Below are 20,902 nucleotides of genomic sequence, written 5' to 3'. Positions count from 1 at the left end.
CTCCTAATAAAAATACGGTGCCCACCAATCGATTGTGATGGATAGAGCGATGAGCAATGTTCCCACCCAGAGAGCGGTTTTCGTGACGATGGTGGATTGTGGTCGGGCACAATATGAGCCTTCTTCACAGGCAGGTTTTGTCCGAAAATAGACATGCCAAAAACCCGCAGCCAGAAACCCGAGGGTCACTGACACAAAATACCACTTATAGGGTTCGAGCGCAGTTAGATTTCCGATCCACGCTCCGCTAACTCCAAGTGTTACAAGGACGAGTGGTGCGATGCAGCAGGACGATGCCAATATAGCCCCGGAGATGCCGCCAACAGCCCACCAACTGCGTTTGTCCGGTGATGGAGCAGGCATTTCTGTCTGGATAGTCCCTGGCAAAATATACTCTTTCATTGCGATTGATCTTCGATGGAGACGACTATACTCTCTGTAGTAACTACAGGAACAAGGACTTTTTATGCAACCATCTGTCAAGCGCGGAAAACTGGCGAAAATCGCCGGATGTAACATCGAAACGATAAGGTATTACGAGAATATCGAGCTGTTACGCGCCGTAGATCGCACGAGCAGTGGTCACCGGGTCTATTCGTCCGATGATCAGGCGCGGTTACGCTTCATTCTGCGCGCACGGGAACTCGGTTTTTCAATTGCAGAGCTGAGAGGCCTGCTCGGCCTGGTCGATTCCAACGAATATACGTGCGGCGAAGTGCTGGCCGTAACCAACAATCACATTACCACTATTCAACAGAAAATATCCGACCTGAAACGTTTGGAGCAAACATTGTCGGACATGGCGCAGAAATGCGATGGCGGAGAAGTCCCGGACTGCGCCATCGTTGATGCAATGTTTCACTGAATATGGCTCGGCCTTAGGCCCGCTATCGGGTTATGGCAGCCCAGACGCTAATGTCTTCAAATGGGCGCGTATCGGACCGACTGCTATTGGGCCGTTGGCGATATGGCGGCTTCCAATGTTCAGTTGAGTGGAAGCAGGCACCGCTTGCTAGTCTACGGTTAGCATCTCCAACCATATAGTTTCAATCTTCGCAACTACAGCAGCTCAACTCTCAATATTGATCCAACATCAGAACTAACAGACGGGCATCAGAAAAAAATGGCTTTATAGATAACTACTCGGACGTTTGTAATGATGTGAGCATTAGCGTTAGTCGGCGGGATTTAGCTCGCCTTCAAATTTTGGGACGGCGCGCGCCGAGGCTTCTGCATCTGTCGTTGCCTTGCCATTTTGATTGATATCGTTGATCAACCATTCCATTTCTTTGATTTCTCTCCGTTGGGCTCTGATAATTCCATCGGCTAGCTCGCGCACTCTTTTATCTTCAATATTGGCGCGCTCACTTGTCAGTATGGCAATGCTATGATGAGGTATCATCGCCTTTTGCCACGCCTGATCGGAAACCGTATCCTGCGATCGGACAAGAAACAAGGAGCCGGCAAATATGAGAACTGCGCCGCCCAATATCATCGCATTCTTGCGCTTATCATCATACATGCCAAGCATAAATAACAACATGATAATCGCCATCGCAGCGCCCATGTAGATTGCCATCCATGTGCGTGTCTCACTAAAATATACGTGGTCGAATGCATAGGTGTTGAGATACATCAGCCCGAACATCGCAAGCGTTGAAGTCAGTATCATGACGATGAAACGTGTGTATTTACCCATGTTTTCCTCTCCCTATTTTTATCAGGCGCAAGTGTTTTTAATACGGCCAGACTACGCGTGAGTAGTGTGAAGGTTCCGGCCCTTACGACTTCGCCGAAACGGCCATCGCTTAATGATGAGTAACAATCCAGAAAGAGCCATAGTCAGGCCGCCCAATGCAAAAATGACGAGCCACCAGCTGTTGAAATTCTCATGGTTTTTCCAGTCCATGATATGCAGACCCCAGAAGAAATCATAAACACGCCAAGTTGTGCTACGCACCGCTGCAATCTCGCCAGTCGATAGCGGAATATAGACAGAAACGTCATCCTCGGTATCAACTCGCCAAGCAGGAAGCGCGCCTCGATATTCTGTGGAGCCGGTCACAACCTTTTCGACGGCCGCAATATTGGGGCGACCGGTTATCCAAGCGCGAGACGTTATTAACCCGGCTTCTTTTGACGTTATTTGGCTACGTTTGATGCCCGTTTTGGCATCGTAAAGGAATGTCTCGCCTCGCCCATTTTCAAGTTCAGCAACAGGCCTGCCTAAGACACTACGGTATCGCAAGGAAACCACGTTCCCCGATATTTCGCGACCCAAATTTTCAGGTGTCACTAGCCCAACAAGGCTATTGAGTTGTTCAGGCTCTCGCGCGACAAGATGTTCGCTGCGGACCGTCTCGATTGGCACAACGCTCATAATAACGCCGCTTGCAAACCAGAGCAGCAACTGTGCACCGATAAAGAGCGCGAGCCATTTATGAATTTTACTCGCCCGTATATGGGTCTTTTGTGTCACGCTATCTCCTCCCAAAAAGGCATCGGTTTTATTGCTGTCTTGCCATGCTATTTCTTGGGCGTGCGGGAAGATGAGTGATATTGAGCAATTTTCCAGCTTTCGTCTCGTTTCACGAGAACCGCAGTGGCAACGCCTTGCCTTTCGATAATCCGGCCATCCTTTAGCACTATCGTATATGTATAGGTTTCCCAGGCGATTGCTGTTTCACCTATGACAGATATATCGATAGTCTCATTGTTGAATGTAAAGCTCTCAAACTCTTTGAGTTCAGGACTGAGATGATGGGCAAGATAATTGCTAAAGCTGCCCTCCGCTTTTCCATTTTCAAATACCAGCGCGTCATCCGTGAATAGGCGGGGCATATTGGTATCATCGAGACTTTCTATGCCGCTTCGATATGCTTCGAGCGTGCTTTCAGGTGTCCCCATCATAGATGCAGATTCTGCGTCTTTATCGTGCGCCACAGCTTGATAAGAAATTGTAGAAAGCGTCAAAATTAGCGCCAAACCAATATATTCCATACTCCCCCCCCCTAAAAATATTAGAACCAGAATCTAATCCCGATAACATAATTGGTGACGCTGGGATCTTCTCCGCCCGCCCGCGCGTATCTGGCGCTTTGCCCAACTTTCCATTCCTGTTCGATGCCGATATAGGGCGCAAACTCGCGGGCAAATTCATATCGTAAGCGTATTCCCAGTTCAGCAGCATCGATCCCCGCGCCAATCCCCAATTCAGGAACATCCTGCGCCGCAAGATTGAGTTCTGCGCGGGGTTGCAGGATCAGTCGCTGCGTTATGCGCTGGTCATATTCAGCCTCGAAGCGCGCAGTCAAATCGCCCCGGTCAGACAAAAATGCTGCCCCATCGATTTCGAACAGGTAAGGCGCAAGACCCTGTATTCCAATAACTGCATAGGTCCGGTCGCGCGGCGCAAAATCCTGCCTCACGCCCGCTTGCAAATCGAAAAATGGTGCAATGGCATGGCTCCATAGCGCCTGCACCTCTGCGCTTTCTATCTTTTCGCCGAAATTGCCTTCGCCTTCGCTCTTGAACCAGAATTTGTCGATATCGCCGCCATAATAGCCCTGACCGTCCCACAAGTAGCCGTTCTTGCCATCTCGCACACGATATTCAGCGCGATCAGCCATCACCCAAAGCGTTTTCATGCCGCCATTTTCCGCCGCCAGCTGCTTCCTGGAGCCGCTCATAGCGTCAGCTCCCCATATCGCATCGGCAGCACGCGCAGGCCCTCTACCAGCTTCGGGAGGAGGTGTTTCGTCAGCCATGGGCGCCGTCATATCGGCCATGTCATTACCTGGCATATCCATAGCTTCATGATCCATCTGGCCATGATCCATTGTCGAATGATCCATATCCGCCATCGCTGGCTGCTCGTCCATTTGACTATGATCCATGCTACCATGGTCCATCACCATTGGCGCTTCGGTGGGGACCGTGTTGGGAGGGCCGGGCTGAATTTTTGCAGGCTTGGCTTTTGGCGCAGCCTTGGCTTGTGGTTTGGCAAGCGCGGGCTTCGGCGCAACAGACGCAGGCTTGGGTTTTAGCGTTGGCTTTGGTTCGGGCTTTGCTTTTGGCGCGGGCATTGTCATCCCTGGCATGCTCATGTCATGGCCTTGATGTTGCGCCATTGCAGGTGCGGATACACCGACCGCGAGAATGATTATCAGCGATTTCATGCGTCCGCTCCCGATTGTGAGGCAACCGTGACAATCTGGAACATCCCTGCGTGCATGTGATAAAGCAAATGACAGTGAAACGCCCAGTCGCCCGGTTCATCGGCGGTCAGGTCAAAACTGGCGCTGCCGCCCGGTTGAACAATCACGGTATGCTTGAGCGGTTGGTTCTTTTGACCATTGACCAGTTCAAAGAAATGTCCGTGCAGATGGATCGGGTGCGCCATCATCGTGTCGTTGACGAGTTTCACCCGAACGCGCTCATTATAGGCGAAGCGGATTGGTTCATCGGAGACGGCTGAGAATTTCTGGCCGTCGAACGACCACATATAGCGTTCCATGCTGCCGGTTAGATGGATTTCCATGTTGCGCGAGGCCTTGCGGTGGTCCGTGCTCGGGATCAGAGCCGCGAGCTGCTTGTAATTGAGGACACGGTGATCGACTTTGTCGAGTCCGATTCCGGGATCGCCCATGCGGTCCGCCGCATTCATTGAAACCATGTCTAGGCCAGGACCGACTTTTACATCGGACGGCAGCATCGACGTGTCGCGCATTTTCATACCGCTCATGTCCACACCGGCCATGCCATCACCGCCGCTCATATCCATCCCGGGCATATCCATCTTGGCCATCTCATCAGCGCTCATCTTGCTGTGATCCATTTGCGAATGGTCCATGCCGCTTGCTGGCGCACCACCCGATGCTCCATGATCCATGCCCGCCATCCCCATGTCAGCCATCGTCAGTATTGGCGGATCGCGCAGGGCCGGGACTTCGGCGCGCATTCCTGCACGGGGAACCAAGGTAGCAACGCCCATGCCCGAGCGGTCCATAGATTCTGCTACGAAGGTGAAGGCCTTGTCCGCGGTTGGCTGGACAACGACGTCATAGGTTTCTGCAACCCCGATCTGTAATTCATCGGTTTCTACTGGCATGACATTTTGGCCATCGGCCTGCACCACCGTCATCGGCAGGCCTGGGATCCGCAGATTAAAGAAGGTCATTGCGCTGCCATTGATAATCCTAAGCCGCACCCTTTCTCCAGGGTTGAAAAGCAGTTCTAGATTATCGGCAGGGCCGTGCCCGTTGATAAGATAAGTATAAGTTGCCGCCGACACATCAAGTATGTCGGTGGGTGACATCCGCATTTTGCCCCACATTCGGCGTTCTTTGCCGCTCAATTTGCGATCATCAGTGGCAGTGGTTTTCTGATAGTCAAAATAGCCATCAGCATGTTTCAGCTTCTTCATGATGACATGTGGGTGCATCGGCGTAAATTCGCTGAGAAGGATGATATATTCGCGATCAAAAGCTACCGGGTCTGACCCTGCAGGATCGACGATGATTGGGCCATAATGCCCCATCTGTTCCTGCAGCCCCGAATGGCTGTGCCACCAATAGGTGCCGCTCTGGCGCACCTTGAAGGGCGCTGTGAAGGTCTCGCCGGGCTTGATACCGGGAAAGGACACGCCCGGAACACCATCAAACTGGAAGGGAAGCAATATGCCGTGCCAGTGAATTGAGCTATCCTCATCGAGGTTGTTGGTAACATTCAGTCGGACATCCTGCCCCTCGCGTAACCTTACCAGCGGCCCCGGCACGGTGCCGTTCACCGCGATTGCATGACCGCTGCGTCCGCCCGTTGAAAATTGACCGCGTCCGATGGCAAGATCAATGCTTGAGCCTGAAACTTCGTCAATGCCCTTACGCACCGAACCTGCCATTGCTCCGCGTGCCCAAGCAGGCATGGAAGAGGAAAATCCGACCGCGCCGCCAGCAAGCAGAGCAGATGAAAGGAAGCGGCGACGGGGAAGAGAAAGCATATGTGATCCTGATTACTAAACCGATATGCTTCTCAATACGGAGGAGACTCCTTCACCCCTCAAATTTTTCAGAAATTTCTCGCAGGCGATTGCGGGCACGGTAAATTCGCGTTTCGACGGCTTTCTCAGATATTCCGAGAATATGCGCCGCCTCGGCTTGGCTATTCTCGCCAAAAGTGACCAGAACAAACGGCTCACGCAATGTCGCTGGCAAGCGAGTGATCTCTTTTTGCATGACTTCAAGCGCCTGACGCGCCTGCAATTCTGCACTTGGGTCAGGTGCATCGTCAGCTACTATCATGCCAGCTTCATTGTCGCTGTGAAATTCAAAAAACTGCCTGATCCGACGTTTACGCAAAAGATCGCGGCATTTATTGACTGTAATCCGGGTGAGCCACGGAGAAATGGGTCGCGACAAATCAAAGCTGGCGAGCTTGAACCAAGCAGCTGCCAGCGCCTCCTGAACGGCATCTTCGGCATCTGAACTGTTGCCCATCATTCTCAGGGCGATATTTTGCAGCCGGGGCGCTTGCTGGTTCATCACACGGTTGAATGCAGTTTTGCTACCTTTTGCAGCCTCTGCGATGAGCGCATTTTCCGGAACTTGCGCGTCAGACTGCGACTTTTGCACTTAATACCCTGCGGTCAGCGAGTTTGATACCCGCTCGTCAAACGCCCTTTGCTGGTCGGGATTTAACAAAGCGCGCATCTTGAAGAGATGTTCGACAGTGACTTTTTGTAACAATCCCATTTGAACATGCACCGCTTCAATCGCGGTAGAAACCTTGGGGCCGTATTGATGTTCTTCTTCGATGGCAGCGGCAAGATCGGCATTGGCCGATCGCAGCGCGAGGTCCAGTGCCTGCCGCCTGATCCCGAAATCACTTTCCAGCTCTGCAAGCTGCTTCTCTTGTGCCTTATCAAGATCAAGCTCTTCGTGAACGAAGCTGTGGACCCCAACATTTTGGTCGTCGCTTTGGCTCCAGTGTTTGGCACCGAGGGAACCGATCCAGCCTGCGCCAAGCGCCAGCAGGACGAGAAGGATAATTTGTATTGGTCCGAATTTCATATGCTCATCACCGTCACTGTGAAACGTGAAGAAGGTTGGCGGGCGAGTAATCCGCACCGCCAATCAAAGGGCTGGTTTGGTTCATCGCCAGCGCAGGCTGATCGGCCGTTCCAAACCCAGCGCCCAGCGCGGTCACGAACATCAGCGCCGCCAGTAGACTTTTCTGGCGCGAAAGCCGGCTGCTATTCATTTCGCCGACACGGAGCCAGACATCATTGTGGAAACCATCATCGCTTGCCAGCGCCTCGGTTGATTGATCGGCCCGCAAGCTTGCAAGCATCGCATCAAGTTTAGTGTCAGATAGCGGCATTGATATTATCCCATTTCGTCGTTTCTGTTCTTTATACGCATGCTGGACAGCTTTGCCCTCGAAATTATTTTTGAGGGGTGGCCATTATCGCTGCGTATTATTGGTTAGCGGTCATCAAGGACACGGCAATGCGCGACCTCAAATTTTTTACAGGAAGGGCTGAGATGCCAATTAAGAAGTTTCGCAAATTTATGATGTGCATTGCAATTGGTCTCAGTTCGCTCAGCGTTCCTGCTCTTGCGCACGGCGATCCGACCGAGATGGGCGCTGGTCCGGGAACTGGCGCAGACCATCATGAAAAAGCTAACGGAGCCGGTGAAGCTGCGCAGAACGCCGATATGCAGGATATGATGGATGATGGCACGATGCCGATGATACCCGATGGATCAGCCCCCGTGGCGCCGGAAGGCAACCACTTAGAAGGTATGGGTGACGGCCATGGAGGCATGATGGATCATAGCGAAGCGGCAGATAATAGTAATAAGAGCTTTGGTGAGCGCCTGTTCATCTGGCTGGGCAAACTTCATACGGTTGTCATCCATTTTCCAATTGCCATGATTGTTGCCGCGTTTGCAGCCGAAGCGTTTGGTGTTGCGCGCGGTAAGCCTGACTGGCGTTCGGCAGCGCGAATTATGCTCGTCATTGGTGCCCTGGGCGCAGTAGCCGCAGCGTTTTTTGGCTGGTTTGCTGGTGGTTTCTATCTTTATGACCGCAACCTGATCCTCACCACGCATCGCTATCTAGGAATGACCGTCGCAATCGGATCGGTGCTGTTGGCATGGGCCGGGCTACGCCGTTTTCACCACAATCGCAGCGAAGAAATACTGTTCGCCGTCTTGCTGGGCCTATTGACGATCGGCGTGCTGATTCAAGCGTTTCTGGGCGGCACATTCATGCATGGCGGCATGAATCATATGAATTTCTAAACACGCCAAGCTCCAAATCGAGCAGATGGCTCGTTATTACCCGAAGGAAAGATAGATGTTCAATCACATCCGCAAACTGAAGAAAAACCCGCTTTTGGCATCGGTGCTCTTTGGCTTGCTCGCTGCCTGCACCAGCGCCGCTCAAGCTGCCCCGCTTGTGATGTTCCGCGACCCGGGCTGCGGCTGCTGCGAAAAATGGGCCGAGCATATTGAAACGAATATGAAACAGGATGTGGAAACACGGAACAGCCTAAATATGAGCGCTGTCAAAGACGCGAACGCAGTGCCGGAAACGTTGCGATCCTGTCATACCATGATTGTTGAGGGATATGTTATCGAAGGGCATGTGCCCGCCGATGCTATTGCCAAATTACTGCGGGAAAAACCTACTGGAGTGAAGGGCCTTGCCGTCGCTGGAATGCCGGTCGGCTCGCCTGGAATGGAATATCAAAACCAAACCCAGCCTTATCAAGTTATAGCGTTTGGCGACAGCGGCCAACGCGTTTTCGCTAGTTACAATTGAAATTTAAACCAAGAAAGGAAATATCATGAAAAAGCTTACACTATTTTTGGGAGCCATGGCTCTGACGTCTGGCGGGGCGGTATTGGCTCATGACCATACGGCACCGAAAGCCGGCGCGCCTGCGATGCAGAAATGCGAAATGATGAAAGACGGTATGAAAATGCCGGGCATGATGATGAAGGGTGCCGATGGCAAAATGTCCTGCCAGATGATGGATCACTCGAAGATGGACCACAGCAAAATGGATCACTCTAAAATGTCAGCCCCGGATGCGAGTGACAAAGCGCAACCAGCTATGGATCCGAAGATGGACCATTCGAAGATGGATCATAGCATGATGGAGCCCAAAAAAGACGCGCCTGAATAAGAGAATAGTCTGGCTCGGAGCTCCGCTTTACGATTCTTCGGCCAGACTATTTCCCCATCTTGCCGAACAGGTTCACCAATTCCGCAACTTTCTCTTTCTGGTCAGCTTTGCTGCCCGAGGTCAAAGCTTCCTCGACGCAATGATTGGTATGGATTTCCAGAATTTTCATTTTGGTAGAGCGCAGGGCGGCTTCCATCGCGGAGAATTGCTGGAGGATATCGATACAATAGCGATCATCTTCCATCATTTTAGCTATTCCGCGCGCCTGACCCTCGATCTTTCGCATGCGCACGATTTCTTTGGTGAATTTGTCTGTCATGATGCCCTTATGCCAAATTTTGGAGCGTGATCAATCTAAAGAAGCGGCGGCATCAACCTTGACACTTCGCCGCCTTACTACTATACCCCCCTATAGTATATTTTGTTAATGATCAAGAGGAGCTAGAAATGACGCATGTTTCAAACCGCAAACAAATCCTCATATGGGGCTGGACCCTGAGCCTGTTTTTGCTTTTCAGCTACCTCATCTGCATTGGCTTTGGTCTTTTAGCGCCGCAGTCAATGCATATGCATGAGTCTTGGGCGCCGTTGCTGCCCGGATTTGAGTGGCTGACTTTGCAAGGTTTTCTTGCAGGCGCGGTCGGTAGCTTTCTCTATGGATGGTATATTGCATTGTTGGTTATCCCGCTGCGCGCGTGGATAGGCCGCAAGGTTGCAGGTGCTGATCATGTCTGAGAATGATAGTGAGACCGCCAAATCGTGCTGCTGCAAAGACAAAGAGACTGCTGTAGGGACTGTAAAAGACCCCGTATGCGGTATGGATGTTGATCCGAGCAAGAGCGAGCATCATGCGCATCATGCGGCTCGGGATTATCATTTCTGTTCAGCCGGATGCAAAACCAAATTTATCGCCGACCCAGCGCATTACCTCACTGGAAAGCACCGCGAAGTATCAGAAAATGTTCCAGCGGGCACGATCTACACCTGCCCGATGCATCCAGAAATTAGGCAAGAAGGACCGGGTTCCTGTCCGATCTGTGGGATGGCACTTGAACCCGAGACCTTTAGTCTCGATACTGGCCCCGATCCCGAATATCTCGATATGCGCAAGCGCTTCTGGGTCAGTGCGTTGTTTTCCATCCCGCTTTTTATTTACGCGATGGGCGACCTTATTCCGGGCAGGCCGTTTGAAGGTTTATTTGAGCCGGGAGTATCGCAATGGTTGCAGCTTTTGCTGGCATCGCCAGTAGTTCTGTGGGGCGCGTGGCCGTTCTTTGTGCGCGGCGTGAATTCGCTTAAAACCATGAACCTCAATATGTTCACGCTGATTGGTCTAGGCGTGGCAGTTGCCTATGGCTTCAGTCTGGTTGCGACGCTGTTTCCTAGCATTTTCCCGGCAGCATTCCGCGGCCATGATGGGGGCGTGGCTGTCTATTACGAAGCAGCGGCTGTCATCACGACCCTGGTGTTATTGGGGCAAGTGTTGGAACTGAAAGCGCGCGGACAGACATCAAGTGCGTTGCGCGCGTTGCTTGAACTGGCACCGCCAGTTGCGCTGCGCGTTGGCGCGGATGGCTCGGAAGAGGAAATATCTCTCGACCTGGTGCAGAGCGGCGACAGCTTGCGCGTCCGTCCGGGCGATAAAGTTCCCGTTGATGGCACCATTGCCAAGGGGTCCAGCACGATTGATCAATCAATGATTACGGGGGAACCAATACCGGTTGCGAAAGCTGAAGGTGATGTTGTCACCGGCGGCACGGTCAACCAGACTGGCAGCTTTATCATGACCGCCGAACGCGTTGGTAAGGATACGCTTCTCGCCAAGATCGTCCAGATGGTCGCCGAAGCACAGCGCAGCCGTGCTCCTATCCAGAAACTGGCTGATACGGTTGCTGGCCTGTTTGTGCCCGCGGTGGTTCTGATCGCTATTGCCACTTTCATTATATGGTCCATTTGGGGGCCAGAACCGGCGCTGGCCTATGGCTTAGTCAACGCGGTCGCGGTCCTTATCATCGCTTGTCCTTGTGCGCTTGGCCTTGCCACGCCGATGTCGATCATGGTTGGCACCGGCAAGGGCGCGCAAAACGGTATTTTGATCAAAAATGCCGAGGCGCTCGAAACTCTCGAGAAGATTGACACAATCGTGGTCGATAAAACCGGCACGCTCACCGAGGGCAAGCCTAAACTGGTTTCGGTCGAACCGGAAAAGGGTTTTGACAGCGACGAAATGCTTGCGCTTGTGGCCGCAATCGAAATGGCGAGTGAACATCCGCTGGCAGCCGCAATTGTAACCGGCGCAAAGGAAAAGGGGCTTTCGTTTGATGCGGCAACCGATTTTCAGTCGGTGACCGGCGAAGGGGTTGAAGCCAGCGCACGCGGTAAGCGCGTCGCCATCGGCAATGAAAAAATGATGGACCGGCTCGGTGCCGAGAGCGCGGACCTGATTGCCAAGGCGCAGGACGGCCGATCACAAGGGCAAACCGTTATGTTTGTGGCCGTCGATGGCAAACCGGCGGGTCTTATCGGTGTCGCCGATCCGATCAAACCGACCACGGCAGAAGCGATCAAAGCGCTGCACAAAGCCAATATCCGCGTGGTCATGTTAACCGGAGATGCCGAAGCCACCGCGCAAGCCGTTGGCAAGATGATAGGGATCGATGAAATCCACGCCAATGTGTCACCCGAAGACAAACACCGGGTCATCAGCGAGCTTCAAGCGGCGGGTAAAATAGTCGCAATGGCAGGAGACGGCATCAATGACGCTCCCGCTCTCGCCAAGGCCGATGTGGGAATTGCGATGGGCACTGGCACCGATGTGGCGATGGAAAGCGCGGGTATCACGCTGGTCAAGGGTGATTTGGGTGGCATAGCCAAGGCACGCCACCTCAGTCAGCTAACAATGGGTAATATCCGACAGAACTTGTTCTTTGCGTTTATCTATAACGGGCTTGGTGTGCCGGTTGCGGCAGGCATTCTCTATCCGTGGTTCGGCATCTTACTCAGCCCGATGATCGCGGCGGCGGCGATGAGCCTATCGTCTGTTTCGGTAATCGCTAACGCCTTGCGCTTGCGCCGCAAAGCGCTGGCTCAGTAATATTACCTATGAGCGTAGAAGGGATGGCCTGTTATTGTCAGTTGGTAACTGGTTGCAAGATGTCTCCGATTTTCGGGGCGGCTGGTTTTCAATCAGGAGAGCGAAATGAAGTTCGATGCCATTAAGCTTGGTTTAGCCACTGCAATTATCTTCGGAGTTGCGTGGATATTATGCAGTCTTTTTGTCATCTTGGCCCCTGGCGGTATGATGCAAATGAGCGGTCATATGGTCCACTCGAATTTTGAGGGTATGGGCTGGTCATTGCATTGGACAGGCTTTTTTGTCGGGCTTGTCACGTGGAGTGTTTTCTCCGGGCTATTCGTCTGGGCGATTACCGCTACCTATAATCGCTTGCTTGCTTAGCGACGACGGATCGAGGTGCCAATCATGCGAGATGTCGCCTGTAATCCAAACCATAATACATGATCAAACGCGCTGATTGACGAGCAGAAGTTCGAGCGAATAATTCCTCTGACCCCAGTATTTACTGGTGAAAATATAATGTCGCGCCGCCGATTTCGTCCTCCATGAGGGCAACTACACAAAAAGGAAATTATACATGAGAACTCCCTACCTTGCCACCGTCGCTGTTTTCACCATGCTGACCGGCTGTGCGGCCTACGCAGCGCCCCCGGAACCGAAGCCCGCCATGCAGAGTCATGCCATGCCGATGGGCGATCATTCCGCGCATCAACAGATGATGGAGCGAGCCCAGAACGCCAAGACGCCTGCAGAGCGAGAAAAGCTCATGACCGAAAACATGGCCATGATGAAAGCCCATATGGCGTCTATGAAGGCCAAGATGGCCGAAGGCGGTATGATGGCACAGGGAAAGAAGCCAATGGCGATGGACCCGGCACATAAAGAAAAAATGAAGGCCAAGATCGCCGAGGGTGGCATGATGAAGATGGACCCAGCACATATGGAGAAAATGAAGCAGCATATGGGTATGATGCATGAGATGATGGAAAGCCTGATGATGCAGCAGGAACTGATGATGCCGCCAAAAAAATAGCGCAAAGGACCGCGGTCAATTAAGCGGGAAGAAGCCAAGCTAGTGAACAAGCCGGGTTCTTCCCACTTTCTATGCACTATTCCCGCATTGAATAGTTTGCCGCCGAGCTTCCCGTTGCACATTGGTAATAGCGGCTGGTGGTTATCAGCCTTTCAGAAAGACAGTCGCAATGCCAACCGCTCAAATTGACCATTTTTCAGATATACTTTGCGTATGGGCCTATGCCTCCCAGAGCAATTTTGATCGGCTTACAGCAGAGTTTGGTGATCGGATAACTATCAACATCCATTTCTGCTCTGTATTCCCGGATACATGGACAAAAATCGCGTCTCAATGGACAGACCGGGGCGGTTTTGATGGTTATGCGAACCATGTCCAAGGCATCGCCGGGAAATTCGAGAATTTGCCGATTCACAGCGATACCTGGGCAAAGACACGGCCGCGCTCATCGGCGAGCCCACATCTGTTCATCAAGGCGGTGGAATTGATCGAGCAAGAGGGCTTCATATCCAAAGCCCCTGTTGCTGAACGACCATCCATCCTCGCCGCGCGGGAACTGCGCTCTGCCTTTTTTACAAGAGCAGAGGATGTCTCGGATTGGGATGTGCAACGAGAAATAGCAGGGCTCTTGCATGTCGATTTTGACAATATATTGAATAAATTCAAAACCGGTGAAGCCATTGCAAAGCTCACAAAGGATTATGACCTTGCTCAGCTACACGGGATCGAGGGCAGTCCAACATATGTGATCAACGAAGGCCGCCAGAAGCTGTTCGGAAATGTCAGTTACGGTGTGATTGCAGCAAATGTGAACGAAATGTTGGCCAGTCAAGGTGTGGATGCAGCGAGCCTGTGCTGATGAACCGCACGAGGTTGGCGTAGGTCCGCGAACAACAAGGTTCTGTAAGGTAATAGGTTATTCCGGTTATTCGCCTAGAAAGGGCATTGTCAATGTGGCTTCAGTATCGCGAAAGTGGGCAATTCACATTACCGTGGGACAGTGGCGCAAAGACTTGCCTCACCGCCATCATCTCGGTCAAAGATTGGGTTGACGGGGATCGGAAAACACCGGACACTCGGTTCGTGTTTAAACAGCTCTTTCTATTCGTTCTTCTTGGACTTGCCTTAGCTGGACAGGGAATCGCCAGTCCGATGTCCTGCCTATCCCTAGCGAAAAGCGATGCTGGTAGTGTGGAAATGTCCCATTGCAGCGAACCGGGTATGAATGAAACGTCCACAAACGGCAATGAATCCAAGGATTGTTGTGGGTCAGATTGCGCGGCGATGCTGCAATGTTCTCAGACAACTACGACTTTTCTAGCTAGCCCAGCTTTCGCCGAAACAATCGCCGTTAAAGCTATGTCCCACACGCGCCGTCTGTTTGGAAACCCAACTGGCATGCATAGCATTCCCGAGATAAAGCCTCCCATTATTGCTTGAACGCAGATCGCGAATACCGCCTTTTTTAGGGTGACGATATTCTTGCGATCTCTGTCCGATTTCTGTGAAATTGCTCTGGCATACCGGCGAGAAGCAAGCCCGCAAACTTTCGAACATCTAACCTCCAAGGTTAAAAATTGCCGCCACCGATGACGGCATGTTCGCCCTACTATTTTAGTGAGCAAGCATAATGAAATATCGACCGAAAACCCGCCAGGCAAGATCCCGGCGCCCATTGTTGGCATTGCCGGCCTTAGCGCTATATGTCCCCGTCTTTTCCCTTCAAGCCGAACCACTCACGTTCGCAGAAGCGGTCGAACTGGCAGAGACAGCGACGCCAGCAATAGAGGCCCGGTCGCTCGTTGTTGAAGCGGCGCAGAGCGCCGCGATTGCGGCCGATCAACTTCCAGATCCGAAACTCAGCGTCGACATAATGGATCGGAGAATTGCTGGCCCATTCGAGATTTCTCCGCGGCCGGGTCGTGACGGATTTCCCAGGCAAAGGATCGGTATCAGCCAGGATATTCCCAATGGCGCAAAAAGACGCGCCCGGGCAGGTCAGGCGATGGCGGACATAACAGTGGCTAGAGCCAATAAGGAAACTTTGGTTCAGGATGTGCAGCTTTATTCTGCGCTTTCCTGGATCGATCTCTATTACGCCCAGCGGCGGCTCCAAATACTGGAAGTTTTGCAGCAAAGCCTCAATGAAGTGTCGGCAACGGTTGGCGCGCGCCTTGAATCAGGGACCACACGTCCAGCTCAAGCGTTCGAGCCGGAACGGCTGATCGCGAAACTAGCTGACCGGCGCTCGCTGCGTGCCGCTGATATTGAAAAGGCACGGGCAATGCTCGCTCGGTGGACCGGCGTCGAAAGCCCCGAAACCGAAGGGACGCTCCCTGAATTCACCATTGACCGGGATGCTCTTGTCAGCACGATCAAGGAGCTACCCATTCTGGACATTCAGGATGCGAAAGTCGAACGGGCCGACGCCGACGTGGAACTGGCGCGGGCGAACAAGCGACCCGACTTCAGTGTGAATGCCTCTTATGTGCATCGCCGGCCGGAATATGGCGAATATGTCTCGGTTGGTGTAACGATCGATCTACCGTTATTTGCAAAAAAGCGGCAAAACCCGATCATCGACGCGCGAATTTTGGAAGCCAGCGCAGCCCGGCTGGAAGCCAATGATCTGGAAAGGCAATTGCACGCAGAGCTCTCCAGCGATCTCGCTGCAAACCGGTCTTACCGGGAAAACTGGGAACGGTCCAAAAACACACTTTTACCCTTGGCCAAAAAACAGGCTGAACTGGAACGGGTTAGCTACGGCGCCGGCCGCGTTGATCTGGACACGGCGCTCAATGCAGCCGTGACCTTCGCAGAGGCGGAAATCGATCTGCTCGACCGGGAAGCCACGTTGGTTCGCGACACAGTTCGCATCAAATATACTTATGAGAGGAACCAGCCATGACGCTGACATCCATCCAAGACAATAAATGGCGCGTGCTTGTTCTTGCTACGGTTCTGGCCGCGGGCGGTGGCGGATATTGGCTCGGCACTGGCGGGGCGGGCGATAGCAGTAAAACCGCGACTACGCAGGGCGACGGGGATATCCTCTATTATTATGATCCGATGTTTCCCCAGCAAAAATTTGACGCACCGGGCAAGTCTCCGTTCATGGATATGCAGCTTGTTCCCAAATATGCTGGCGAAGCCAGTGATGGGAATGCCAGCGAGCCGGGGATCACCATTTCTCCGGATATTGCGCAAAATCTGGGTATCCGCACCGCTGAGGCGTTGGTTGGAAAAATTGAGTCCAAGCTCCGTGTAACGGGAACAATCGAGTTTAACGAACGCGATATCGCCATTGTTCAGGCCAGGTCGGGCGGATTTGTCCAGCGCACCTATCGCCGTGCTCCCAGCGACATTGTGCCCGCTGGAGCTCCCTTGGCTGACATATTGGTGCCCGACTGGGGCGGCGCACAGGCAGAATATCTTGCGCTAGCACGAAGCGGCAATGACCACTTTGCCACAGCGGCAAAGGAACGGATGCGGCTGCTGGGCATGCCAGACGATCTGATCCGCCGGGTAGAGCGAAGTGGAAGGCAGCAAAGCGTTTACACGGTGTCCGCGCCCATCGGCGGGGTGATCGAAAGCCTGAGCGTAAGAGAAGGTATGACCTTGGCTGAAGGCCAGCCGCTGGCACAGATTAACGGACTGAATACCGTATGGCTGAATGTTGCCATTCCCGAAGCAAGGGCCTCGGAAATACGGGTAGGGCAGCGCGCCGTTGCTGAACTGCAAAGCTTCCCCGATATGGAGTTTGCGGGCAAAGTCATTGCGATTTTGCCTTCCGTCGAAAGCGGCAGCAGAACGCTCACCGGACGGATCGAACTAGCCAATAAAGGCGGACGACTTCGTCCCGGCATGTTCGCTACCGTAGATATGGGTGACACGGGCAGTCCTGCTATTCTGGTCCCCACCGAAGCGATTATCGCAACCGGAACGCGCAACTTGGTAATGCTAGCGAATGGCAAGGGTCGCTATCGCCCGGCAGAGGTCAAAATAGGCCGCGAAGGCGGCGGACAGACGGAAATATTGGCCGGCCTATTACCAGGTGAAAAAGTAATTGTTTCTGGCCAGTTTCTGGTCGATTCAGAAGCGAGCCTTTCAGGGATCAAAGTGCGTCCGATTGAGGGTGAGCAGAAAAGCGCGCCCAAGAAAATGTCCGGCTATCAAACATCCGGCAGAATTGAAGCGATCACAAGCGGCGCGGTCACCTTGTCGCACGAACCCGTGCCTGCCCTCAAATGGCCAGCCATGACGATGGACTTCAAACTCGCCAAACCGGGTTTGTTGCGCGGCTTTAAAAAAGGCGACCGCGTGACCTTCCGCTTCATGCAAATGGAAACCGGATCAACCATCACCAGCATTAGCCGCGCAGAGGCCAACCAATGATCGAAAAGGTCATACGGCTCAGCGTAAATGCGCGCATATTTGTCCTGCTCATAATGGCGGCATTGCTGGCGTCGGGTATCTGGGCCGTCAGAACCATGCCGGTCGATGCCCTGCCGGACCTTTCCGATGTGCAGGTCATTATTCGCACCCCCTATCCCGGACAGGCTCCGCAGATCGTCGAAAATCAGGTTACCTATCCCATCACAACCACAATGCTGTCGGTTCCGGGGTCACGCGCGGTGCGCGGCTATTCATTCAATGGAGACAGCTATGTCTATGTGCTGTTTGATGACAGCACCGATCTCTATTGGGCACGTTCGCGGGTTCTGGAATATCTCAATCAGGTTCAAGCCGATCTGCCGACCGGCGTTGTCCCGACGCTGGGGCCAGACGCAACCGGTGTCGGCTGGATCTATGAATATGCCCTTGTCGACCGAACCGGGCGCAATGACCTGTCCCAGCTTCGCTCGTTGCAGGACTGGTTCCTCCGCTATGAATTGCAGACCATTCCCGGCGTTGCGGAAGTCGCGTCCATTGGCGGTATGGTGAAACAATATCAGGTTGTGCTTGATCCTGACCGGATGGTGTCTCTGGGGATTGACCAAGACAGCGTGATCAAGGCGATCCAGAACGCAAATCAGGAAGTCGGCGGTTCGATCGTGGAACTGGCCGAACGCGAATATATCGTGAGGGCCAACGGCTATCTGGAAAATCTAAATGATTTCCGGGCCATTCCCTTAAAAACCGCGCGCGGCGGTATTCCCGTCACCTTGGGTGATATTGCGCGGATTCAAATAGGCCCCGAAATCAGACGCGGGATAGCAGAACTGAACGGTGAAGGCGAAGTGGCTGGCGGCGTCATCATCTTGCGCTCCGGTAAAAACGCCCGCGAGACTATTGCCGGGGTGAAAGCGAAGCTTGCGACGCTCAAGCAGAGCCTGCCGCCCGGAGTCGAGGTTGTGACGACCTATGACCGTTCCGAACTGATCGACAAGGCGGTCGATAATCTCACCACGAAATTGCTCGAAGAATTTATCGTCGTTGCAATTGTGTGCGCATTGTTCCTTTGGCACGCGCGCTCTGCGCTCGTGGCTATTCTAACCCTACCGCTTGGTATATTGATCGCATTTCTGGTCATGCGCTTTCAGGGGATTAACGCTAATATCATGTCGCTTGGCGGAATTGCCATTGCCATTGGCGCGATGGTCGATGCCGCCATTGTCATGATTGAGAATGCGCACAAGCATCTTGAAAAATGGCAGAATGACAACCCGGACGCCGAAATGCCGGGCGAAAAGCGATGGCAGCTGATCGTCGATGCAGCGGTTGAAGTTGGCCCGGCGCTTTTCCTCAGCCTGCTCATCATCACCTTTTCATTCCTGCCGATCTTTACCCTGGAAGGGCAAGAAGGACGGCTATTCTCCCCACTGGCATTCACAAAAACCTACGCGATGGCGGGGGCTGCCATTCTCTCGATCACCTTGATACCGGTTTTGATGGGCTATTTCATTCGCGGAAAAATACCGTCCGAAGAGAAAAATCCGATCAGTCGCTTCCTCATGAAAATCTATAGGCCAGCACTCGACTGGTCGCTCAAAAGCCCGAAAAAACTGCTCGTGATCGCGCTGCTCATCTTTGCTACCAGCGCTTGGCCGATCAGCCAGCTTGGCGGCGAGTTCATGCCGCAAATGGATGAAGGCGATTTGCTTTACATGCCCAATGCCCTGCCGGGGCTATCTCCGGCGAAAGCCTCAGAACTGCTTCAACAGACCAACCGATTGATAAAATCGGTGCCTGAAGTGGAAACAGTGTTCGGTAAGGCTGGGCGCGCCGATACAGCAACTGATCCTGCTCCGCTAACCATGTTCGAGACGACCATCCATTTCAAGCCGAAGGAAGAATGGCGCGCGGGCATGACGTCGGACAAGCTGATTGAGGAGCTCGACAAAGCGGTCAGGGTTCCCGGACTGGCCAATTTCTGGATTCCGCCGATCCGCAACCGTATCGAAATGCTCTCGACGGGAATTAAAAGCCCGATCGGGATCAAGGTGTCGGGTGATAATCTCGATGCAATTGACAAGGTCGCCCAGAAAATCGAGGCTGCTGCCAAAAAGGTTGAAGGTGTCAGTTCGGCCCTGGCGGAAAGACTGACCGGCGGAAGCTATATCGACATTGATATCGACCGCGCGGCTGCCGCCCGTTACGGACTCAATATTTCCGATGTCCAGTCTGTCGTATCGAGCGCAATCGGGGGCAAGAATGTTGGCGAAACCGTCGAAGGGCTCGCCCGCTATCCGATAAGCGTCCGCTATCCGCGGGAGATACGTGATAGCCTGGAAAACCTGCGAAATCTTCCGGTTCTCACGCCATCCTTGCAGCAGATTACCTTGGGCACGGTCGCCGACATTGACATCAGTTCCGGTCCGCCGATGCTGCGCAGTGAAAATGGGCGGCCATCAACCTGGATATACGTCGATACCAGGGGACGCGATCTGGTGTCGGTGGTTGCAGATTTGCAAGCGGCCATTGGCAAGGAGGTTGATCTGCCACCGGGTGTTAGCGTGGCTTATACCGGGCAGTTCGAGTATCTGCAACGCGCAACCAATCGGCTGATGGTGGTCGTGCCCGCCACTTTGGCGATCATCTTCTTTCTGCTCTATCTGACCTTCCGCCGTTTTGATGAAGCGTTGCTGATCATGGCAACATTGCCATTCGCATTCACCGGCGGATTATGGCTGCTCTATGCGATGGGCCTCAACCAGTCGATTGCAACTGCGGTTGGTTTTATCGCGCTTGCCGGCGTGTCAGCAGAGTTTGGCGTGGTGATGCTGATCTATCTGAAACAGGCACTGGAAGCGCGCGGCGAAAAGCCGGACGCAGAGCAGGTGAAACAGGCAGTGCGTGAAGGCGCATTGCTGCGAATACGGCCAAAGGCGATGACCGTAGCGGTGATCTTGGCAGGCCTTTTCCCGATCCTCATCGGCGAAGGCGCCGGGTCGGAAGTGATGCGCCGGATTGCCGCTCCGATGGTCGGCGGCATGCTGAGCGCGCCTTTGCTTTCGCTATTTGTTGTGCCCGCAGCATATTATCTGCTTCGCAGACGCGAGGCGGAAAAGCTGAAATGATTTTGACCCAACTTCCTACATTGCACAGTTTCCCGACCGCAGCGGGTCCTGTTTCGCTATTCAAAACCGGAGTTGTCGTA

Annotated in this window: 22 protein-coding genes; 12 read left to right on the top strand and 10 right to left on the bottom strand. The window is 53.2% G+C overall.

The window, feature by feature from the left end; all coding sequences use genetic code 11:
* Positions 1 to 3: 3 nt before the first annotated feature.
* Positions 4 to 363, bottom strand: a complete 360-nt coding sequence (locus ACHZCJ_RS14585; RefSeq protein ID WP_100093787.1) for a mercuric transporter MerT family protein — start codon at positions 361 to 363, stop codon at positions 4 to 6.
* Positions 364 to 466: 103 nt separating this feature from the next.
* Here ACHZCJ_RS14585 and ACHZCJ_RS14580 point away from each other — a divergent pair, with 103 nt between their 5' ends.
* Positions 467 to 865: a helix-turn-helix domain-containing protein gene (locus tag ACHZCJ_RS14580; RefSeq protein WP_100093786.1), complete on the top strand. Its 399-nt coding sequence runs from the start codon at positions 467 to 469 to the stop codon at positions 863 to 865.
* 309 nt (positions 866 to 1,174) lie between these two features.
* Here the strand turns inward: ACHZCJ_RS14580 and ACHZCJ_RS14575 are convergent, their stop codons facing one another.
* The 8 genes from ACHZCJ_RS14575 to ACHZCJ_RS14540 are packed head-to-tail and all read right to left on the bottom strand — an operon-like array spanning position 1,175 to position 7,377.
* A complete protein-coding gene (locus tag ACHZCJ_RS14575) occupies positions 1,175 to 1,699 on the bottom strand; it encodes a DUF305 domain-containing protein (RefSeq protein WP_100093785.1) in 525 nt (174 codons plus the stop codon).
* Positions 1,700 to 1,750: 51 nt separating this feature from the next.
* Positions 1,751 to 2,479, bottom strand: coding sequence for a PepSY domain-containing protein (locus ACHZCJ_RS14570; protein WP_159645589.1), 729 nt, complete (start codon positions 2,477 to 2,479; stop codon positions 1,751 to 1,753).
* Positions 2,480 to 2,526: 47 nt separating this feature from the next.
* Positions 2,527 to 3,000, bottom strand: coding sequence for a nuclear transport factor 2 family protein (locus ACHZCJ_RS14565; RefSeq protein ID WP_100093783.1), 474 nt, complete (start codon positions 2,998 to 3,000; stop codon positions 2,527 to 2,529).
* A 20-nt stretch (positions 3,001 to 3,020) separates the two neighbouring features.
* On the bottom strand, positions 3,021 to 4,178 hold the full coding sequence (locus tag ACHZCJ_RS14560; RefSeq protein WP_100093782.1) for a copper resistance protein B: 1,158 nt from the start codon (positions 4,176 to 4,178) through the stop codon (positions 3,021 to 3,023).
* Positions 4,175 to 5,998, bottom strand: coding sequence for a copper resistance system multicopper oxidase (locus ACHZCJ_RS14555; RefSeq protein ID WP_100093781.1), 1,824 nt, complete (start codon positions 5,996 to 5,998; stop codon positions 4,175 to 4,177). Before ACHZCJ_RS14555 ends, ACHZCJ_RS14560 begins: the two co-directional genes overlap by 4 nt.
* A gap of 52 nt (positions 5,999 to 6,050) precedes the next feature.
* The gene (locus tag ACHZCJ_RS14550) at positions 6,051 to 6,629 is read right to left on the bottom strand and encodes an RNA polymerase sigma factor (protein WP_236553974.1); all 579 of its coding nucleotides are present in this window, start codon (positions 6,627 to 6,629) and stop codon (positions 6,051 to 6,053) included.
* Positions 6,630 to 7,067 carry a periplasmic heavy metal sensor gene (locus tag ACHZCJ_RS14545; RefSeq protein ID WP_100093780.1) on the bottom strand — a complete coding sequence of 146 codons (438 nt, stop codon included), beginning with the start codon at positions 7,065 to 7,067 and terminating at the stop codon, positions 6,630 to 6,632.
* A gap of 13 nt (positions 7,068 to 7,080) precedes the next feature.
* A complete protein-coding gene (locus ACHZCJ_RS14540; RefSeq protein ID WP_100093779.1) occupies positions 7,081 to 7,377 on the bottom strand; it encodes a hypothetical protein in 297 nt (98 codons plus the stop codon).
* Positions 7,378 to 7,505: 128 nt separating this feature from the next.
* On the opposite strand from ACHZCJ_RS14540, the gene ACHZCJ_RS14535 reads away from it, so the two are divergent.
* From ACHZCJ_RS14535 to ACHZCJ_RS14525, 3 genes are read left to right on the top strand one after another with little or no spacing between them, the layout of a single operon-like run.
* On the top strand, positions 7,506 to 8,303 hold the full coding sequence (locus ACHZCJ_RS14535) for a DUF2231 domain-containing protein (RefSeq protein WP_236553976.1): 798 nt from the start codon (positions 7,506 to 7,508) through the stop codon (positions 8,301 to 8,303).
* 55 nt (positions 8,304 to 8,358) lie between these two features.
* Positions 8,359 to 8,826: a DUF411 domain-containing protein gene (locus ACHZCJ_RS14530; RefSeq protein ID WP_100093778.1), complete on the top strand. Its 468-nt coding sequence runs from the start codon at positions 8,359 to 8,361 to the stop codon at positions 8,824 to 8,826.
* Between the two features lie 25 nt (positions 8,827 to 8,851).
* Positions 8,852 to 9,193 carry a hypothetical protein gene (locus tag ACHZCJ_RS14525; RefSeq protein ID WP_201295654.1) on the top strand — a complete coding sequence of 114 codons (342 nt, stop codon included), beginning with the start codon at positions 8,852 to 8,854 and terminating at the stop codon, positions 9,191 to 9,193.
* Between the two features lie 46 nt (positions 9,194 to 9,239).
* Here the strand turns inward: ACHZCJ_RS14525 and ACHZCJ_RS14520 are convergent, their stop codons facing one another.
* Positions 9,240 to 9,512, bottom strand: a complete 273-nt coding sequence (locus ACHZCJ_RS14520) for a metal-sensitive transcriptional regulator (RefSeq protein WP_100093777.1) — start codon at positions 9,510 to 9,512, stop codon at positions 9,240 to 9,242.
* A gap of 128 nt (positions 9,513 to 9,640) precedes the next feature.
* Between ACHZCJ_RS14520 and ACHZCJ_RS14515 the strand changes: the two genes are divergently transcribed.
* The 8 genes from ACHZCJ_RS14515 to ACHZCJ_RS14480 all read left to right on the top strand — a co-directional run bounded on the left by ACHZCJ_RS14515 (position 9,641) and on the right by ACHZCJ_RS14480 (position 20,822).
* Positions 9,641 to 9,928: a hypothetical protein gene (locus tag ACHZCJ_RS14515; protein WP_100093776.1), complete on the top strand. Its 288-nt coding sequence runs from the start codon at positions 9,641 to 9,643 to the stop codon at positions 9,926 to 9,928.
* Positions 9,921 to 12,287, top strand: coding sequence for a heavy metal translocating P-type ATPase (locus ACHZCJ_RS14510; protein ID WP_100095515.1), 2,367 nt, complete (start codon positions 9,921 to 9,923; stop codon positions 12,285 to 12,287). Before ACHZCJ_RS14515 ends, ACHZCJ_RS14510 begins: the two co-directional genes overlap by 8 nt.
* 105 nt (positions 12,288 to 12,392) lie before the next feature.
* The gene (locus tag ACHZCJ_RS14505; protein WP_100093775.1) at positions 12,393 to 12,650 is read left to right on the top strand and encodes a DUF5676 family membrane protein; all 258 of its coding nucleotides are present in this window, start codon (positions 12,393 to 12,395) and stop codon (positions 12,648 to 12,650) included.
* A 286-nt stretch (positions 12,651 to 12,936) separates the two neighbouring features.
* The gene (locus ACHZCJ_RS14500) at positions 12,937 to 13,302 is read left to right on the top strand and encodes a hypothetical protein (protein WP_394700133.1); all 366 of its coding nucleotides are present in this window, start codon (positions 12,937 to 12,939) and stop codon (positions 13,300 to 13,302) included.
* A gap of 169 nt (positions 13,303 to 13,471) precedes the next feature.
* Complete coding sequence (locus ACHZCJ_RS14495; protein ID WP_100093773.1) at positions 13,472 to 14,161, top strand: DsbA family protein; 690 nt, start codon at positions 13,472 to 13,474, stop codon at positions 14,159 to 14,161.
* Between the two features lie 771 nt (positions 14,162 to 14,932).
* On the top strand, positions 14,933 to 16,210 hold the full coding sequence (locus ACHZCJ_RS14490) for a TolC family protein (protein ID WP_100093771.1): 1,278 nt from the start codon (positions 14,933 to 14,935) through the stop codon (positions 16,208 to 16,210).
* On the top strand, positions 16,207 to 17,697 hold the full coding sequence (locus tag ACHZCJ_RS14485; protein ID WP_100093770.1) for an efflux RND transporter periplasmic adaptor subunit: 1,491 nt from the start codon (positions 16,207 to 16,209) through the stop codon (positions 17,695 to 17,697). The genes ACHZCJ_RS14490 and ACHZCJ_RS14485 overlap by 4 nt, the downstream gene beginning before the upstream one ends.
* Complete coding sequence (locus ACHZCJ_RS14480; protein ID WP_100093769.1) at positions 17,694 to 20,822, top strand: efflux RND transporter permease subunit; 3,129 nt, start codon at positions 17,694 to 17,696, stop codon at positions 20,820 to 20,822. The genes ACHZCJ_RS14485 and ACHZCJ_RS14480 overlap by 4 nt, the downstream gene beginning before the upstream one ends.
* The last annotated feature ends 80 nt before the right edge of the window (positions 20,823 to 20,902 follow it).

The sequence above is a fragment of the uncultured Parasphingorhabdus sp. genome (assembly GCF_963677535.2).
GTDB lineage: Bacteria > Pseudomonadota > Alphaproteobacteria > Sphingomonadales > Sphingomonadaceae > Parasphingorhabdus.
Note: the sequence above shows the minus strand (reverse complement) of the source record. Positions and strands in the feature narration are given on the sequence as shown.

Excerpts from the sequence above, each read along its gene's own strand:
- ACHZCJ_RS14480 (WP_100093769.1), top strand. The coding sequence starts at position 17,694 with ATGATCGAAAAGGTCATACGGCTCAGCGTAAATGCGCGCATATTTGTC.
- ACHZCJ_RS14530 (WP_100093778.1), top strand. The coding sequence starts at position 8,359 with ATGTTCAATCACATCCGCAAACTGAAGAAAAACCCGCTTTTGGCATCG.
- ACHZCJ_RS14540 (WP_100093779.1), bottom strand. The coding sequence starts at position 7,377 with ATGCCGCTATCTGACACTAAACTTGATGCGATGCTTGCAAGCTTGCGG.
- ACHZCJ_RS14585 (WP_100093787.1), bottom strand. The coding sequence starts at position 363 with ATGCCTGCTCCATCACCGGACAAACGCAGTTGGTGGGCTGTTGGCGGC.
- ACHZCJ_RS14510 (WP_100095515.1), top strand. The coding sequence starts at position 9,921 with ATGTCTGAGAATGATAGTGAGACCGCCAAATCGTGCTGCTGCAAAGAC.
- ACHZCJ_RS14515 (WP_100093776.1), top strand. The coding sequence starts at position 9,641 with ATGACGCATGTTTCAAACCGCAAACAAATCCTCATATGGGGCTGGACC.
- ACHZCJ_RS14560 (WP_100093782.1), bottom strand. The coding sequence starts at position 4,178 with ATGAAATCGCTGATAATCATTCTCGCGGTCGGTGTATCCGCACCTGCA.
- ACHZCJ_RS14495 (WP_100093773.1), top strand. The coding sequence starts at position 13,472 with ATGCCAACCGCTCAAATTGACCATTTTTCAGATATACTTTGCGTATGG.
- ACHZCJ_RS14505 (WP_100093775.1), top strand. The coding sequence starts at position 12,393 with ATGAAGTTCGATGCCATTAAGCTTGGTTTAGCCACTGCAATTATCTTC.
- ACHZCJ_RS14520 (WP_100093777.1), bottom strand. The coding sequence starts at position 9,512 with ATGACAGACAAATTCACCAAAGAAATCGTGCGCATGCGAAAGATCGAG.
- ACHZCJ_RS14535 (WP_236553976.1), top strand. The coding sequence starts at position 7,506 with ATGCGCGACCTCAAATTTTTTACAGGAAGGGCTGAGATGCCAATTAAG.
- ACHZCJ_RS14580 (WP_100093786.1), top strand. The coding sequence starts at position 467 with ATGCAACCATCTGTCAAGCGCGGAAAACTGGCGAAAATCGCCGGATGT.
- ACHZCJ_RS14525 (WP_201295654.1), top strand. The coding sequence starts at position 8,852 with ATGAAAAAGCTTACACTATTTTTGGGAGCCATGGCTCTGACGTCTGGC.
- ACHZCJ_RS14500 (WP_394700133.1), top strand. The coding sequence starts at position 12,937 with ATGCAGAGTCATGCCATGCCGATGGGCGATCATTCCGCGCATCAACAG.
- ACHZCJ_RS14565 (WP_100093783.1), bottom strand. The coding sequence starts at position 3,000 with ATGGAATATATTGGTTTGGCGCTAATTTTGACGCTTTCTACAATTTCT.
- ACHZCJ_RS14555 (WP_100093781.1), bottom strand. The coding sequence starts at position 5,998 with ATGCTTTCTCTTCCCCGTCGCCGCTTCCTTTCATCTGCTCTGCTTGCT.
- ACHZCJ_RS14490 (WP_100093771.1), top strand. The coding sequence starts at position 14,933 with ATGAAATATCGACCGAAAACCCGCCAGGCAAGATCCCGGCGCCCATTG.
- ACHZCJ_RS14575 (WP_100093785.1), bottom strand. The coding sequence starts at position 1,699 with ATGGGTAAATACACACGTTTCATCGTCATGATACTGACTTCAACGCTT.
- ACHZCJ_RS14485 (WP_100093770.1), top strand. The coding sequence starts at position 16,207 with ATGACGCTGACATCCATCCAAGACAATAAATGGCGCGTGCTTGTTCTT.
- ACHZCJ_RS14545 (WP_100093780.1), bottom strand. The coding sequence starts at position 7,067 with ATGAAATTCGGACCAATACAAATTATCCTTCTCGTCCTGCTGGCGCTT.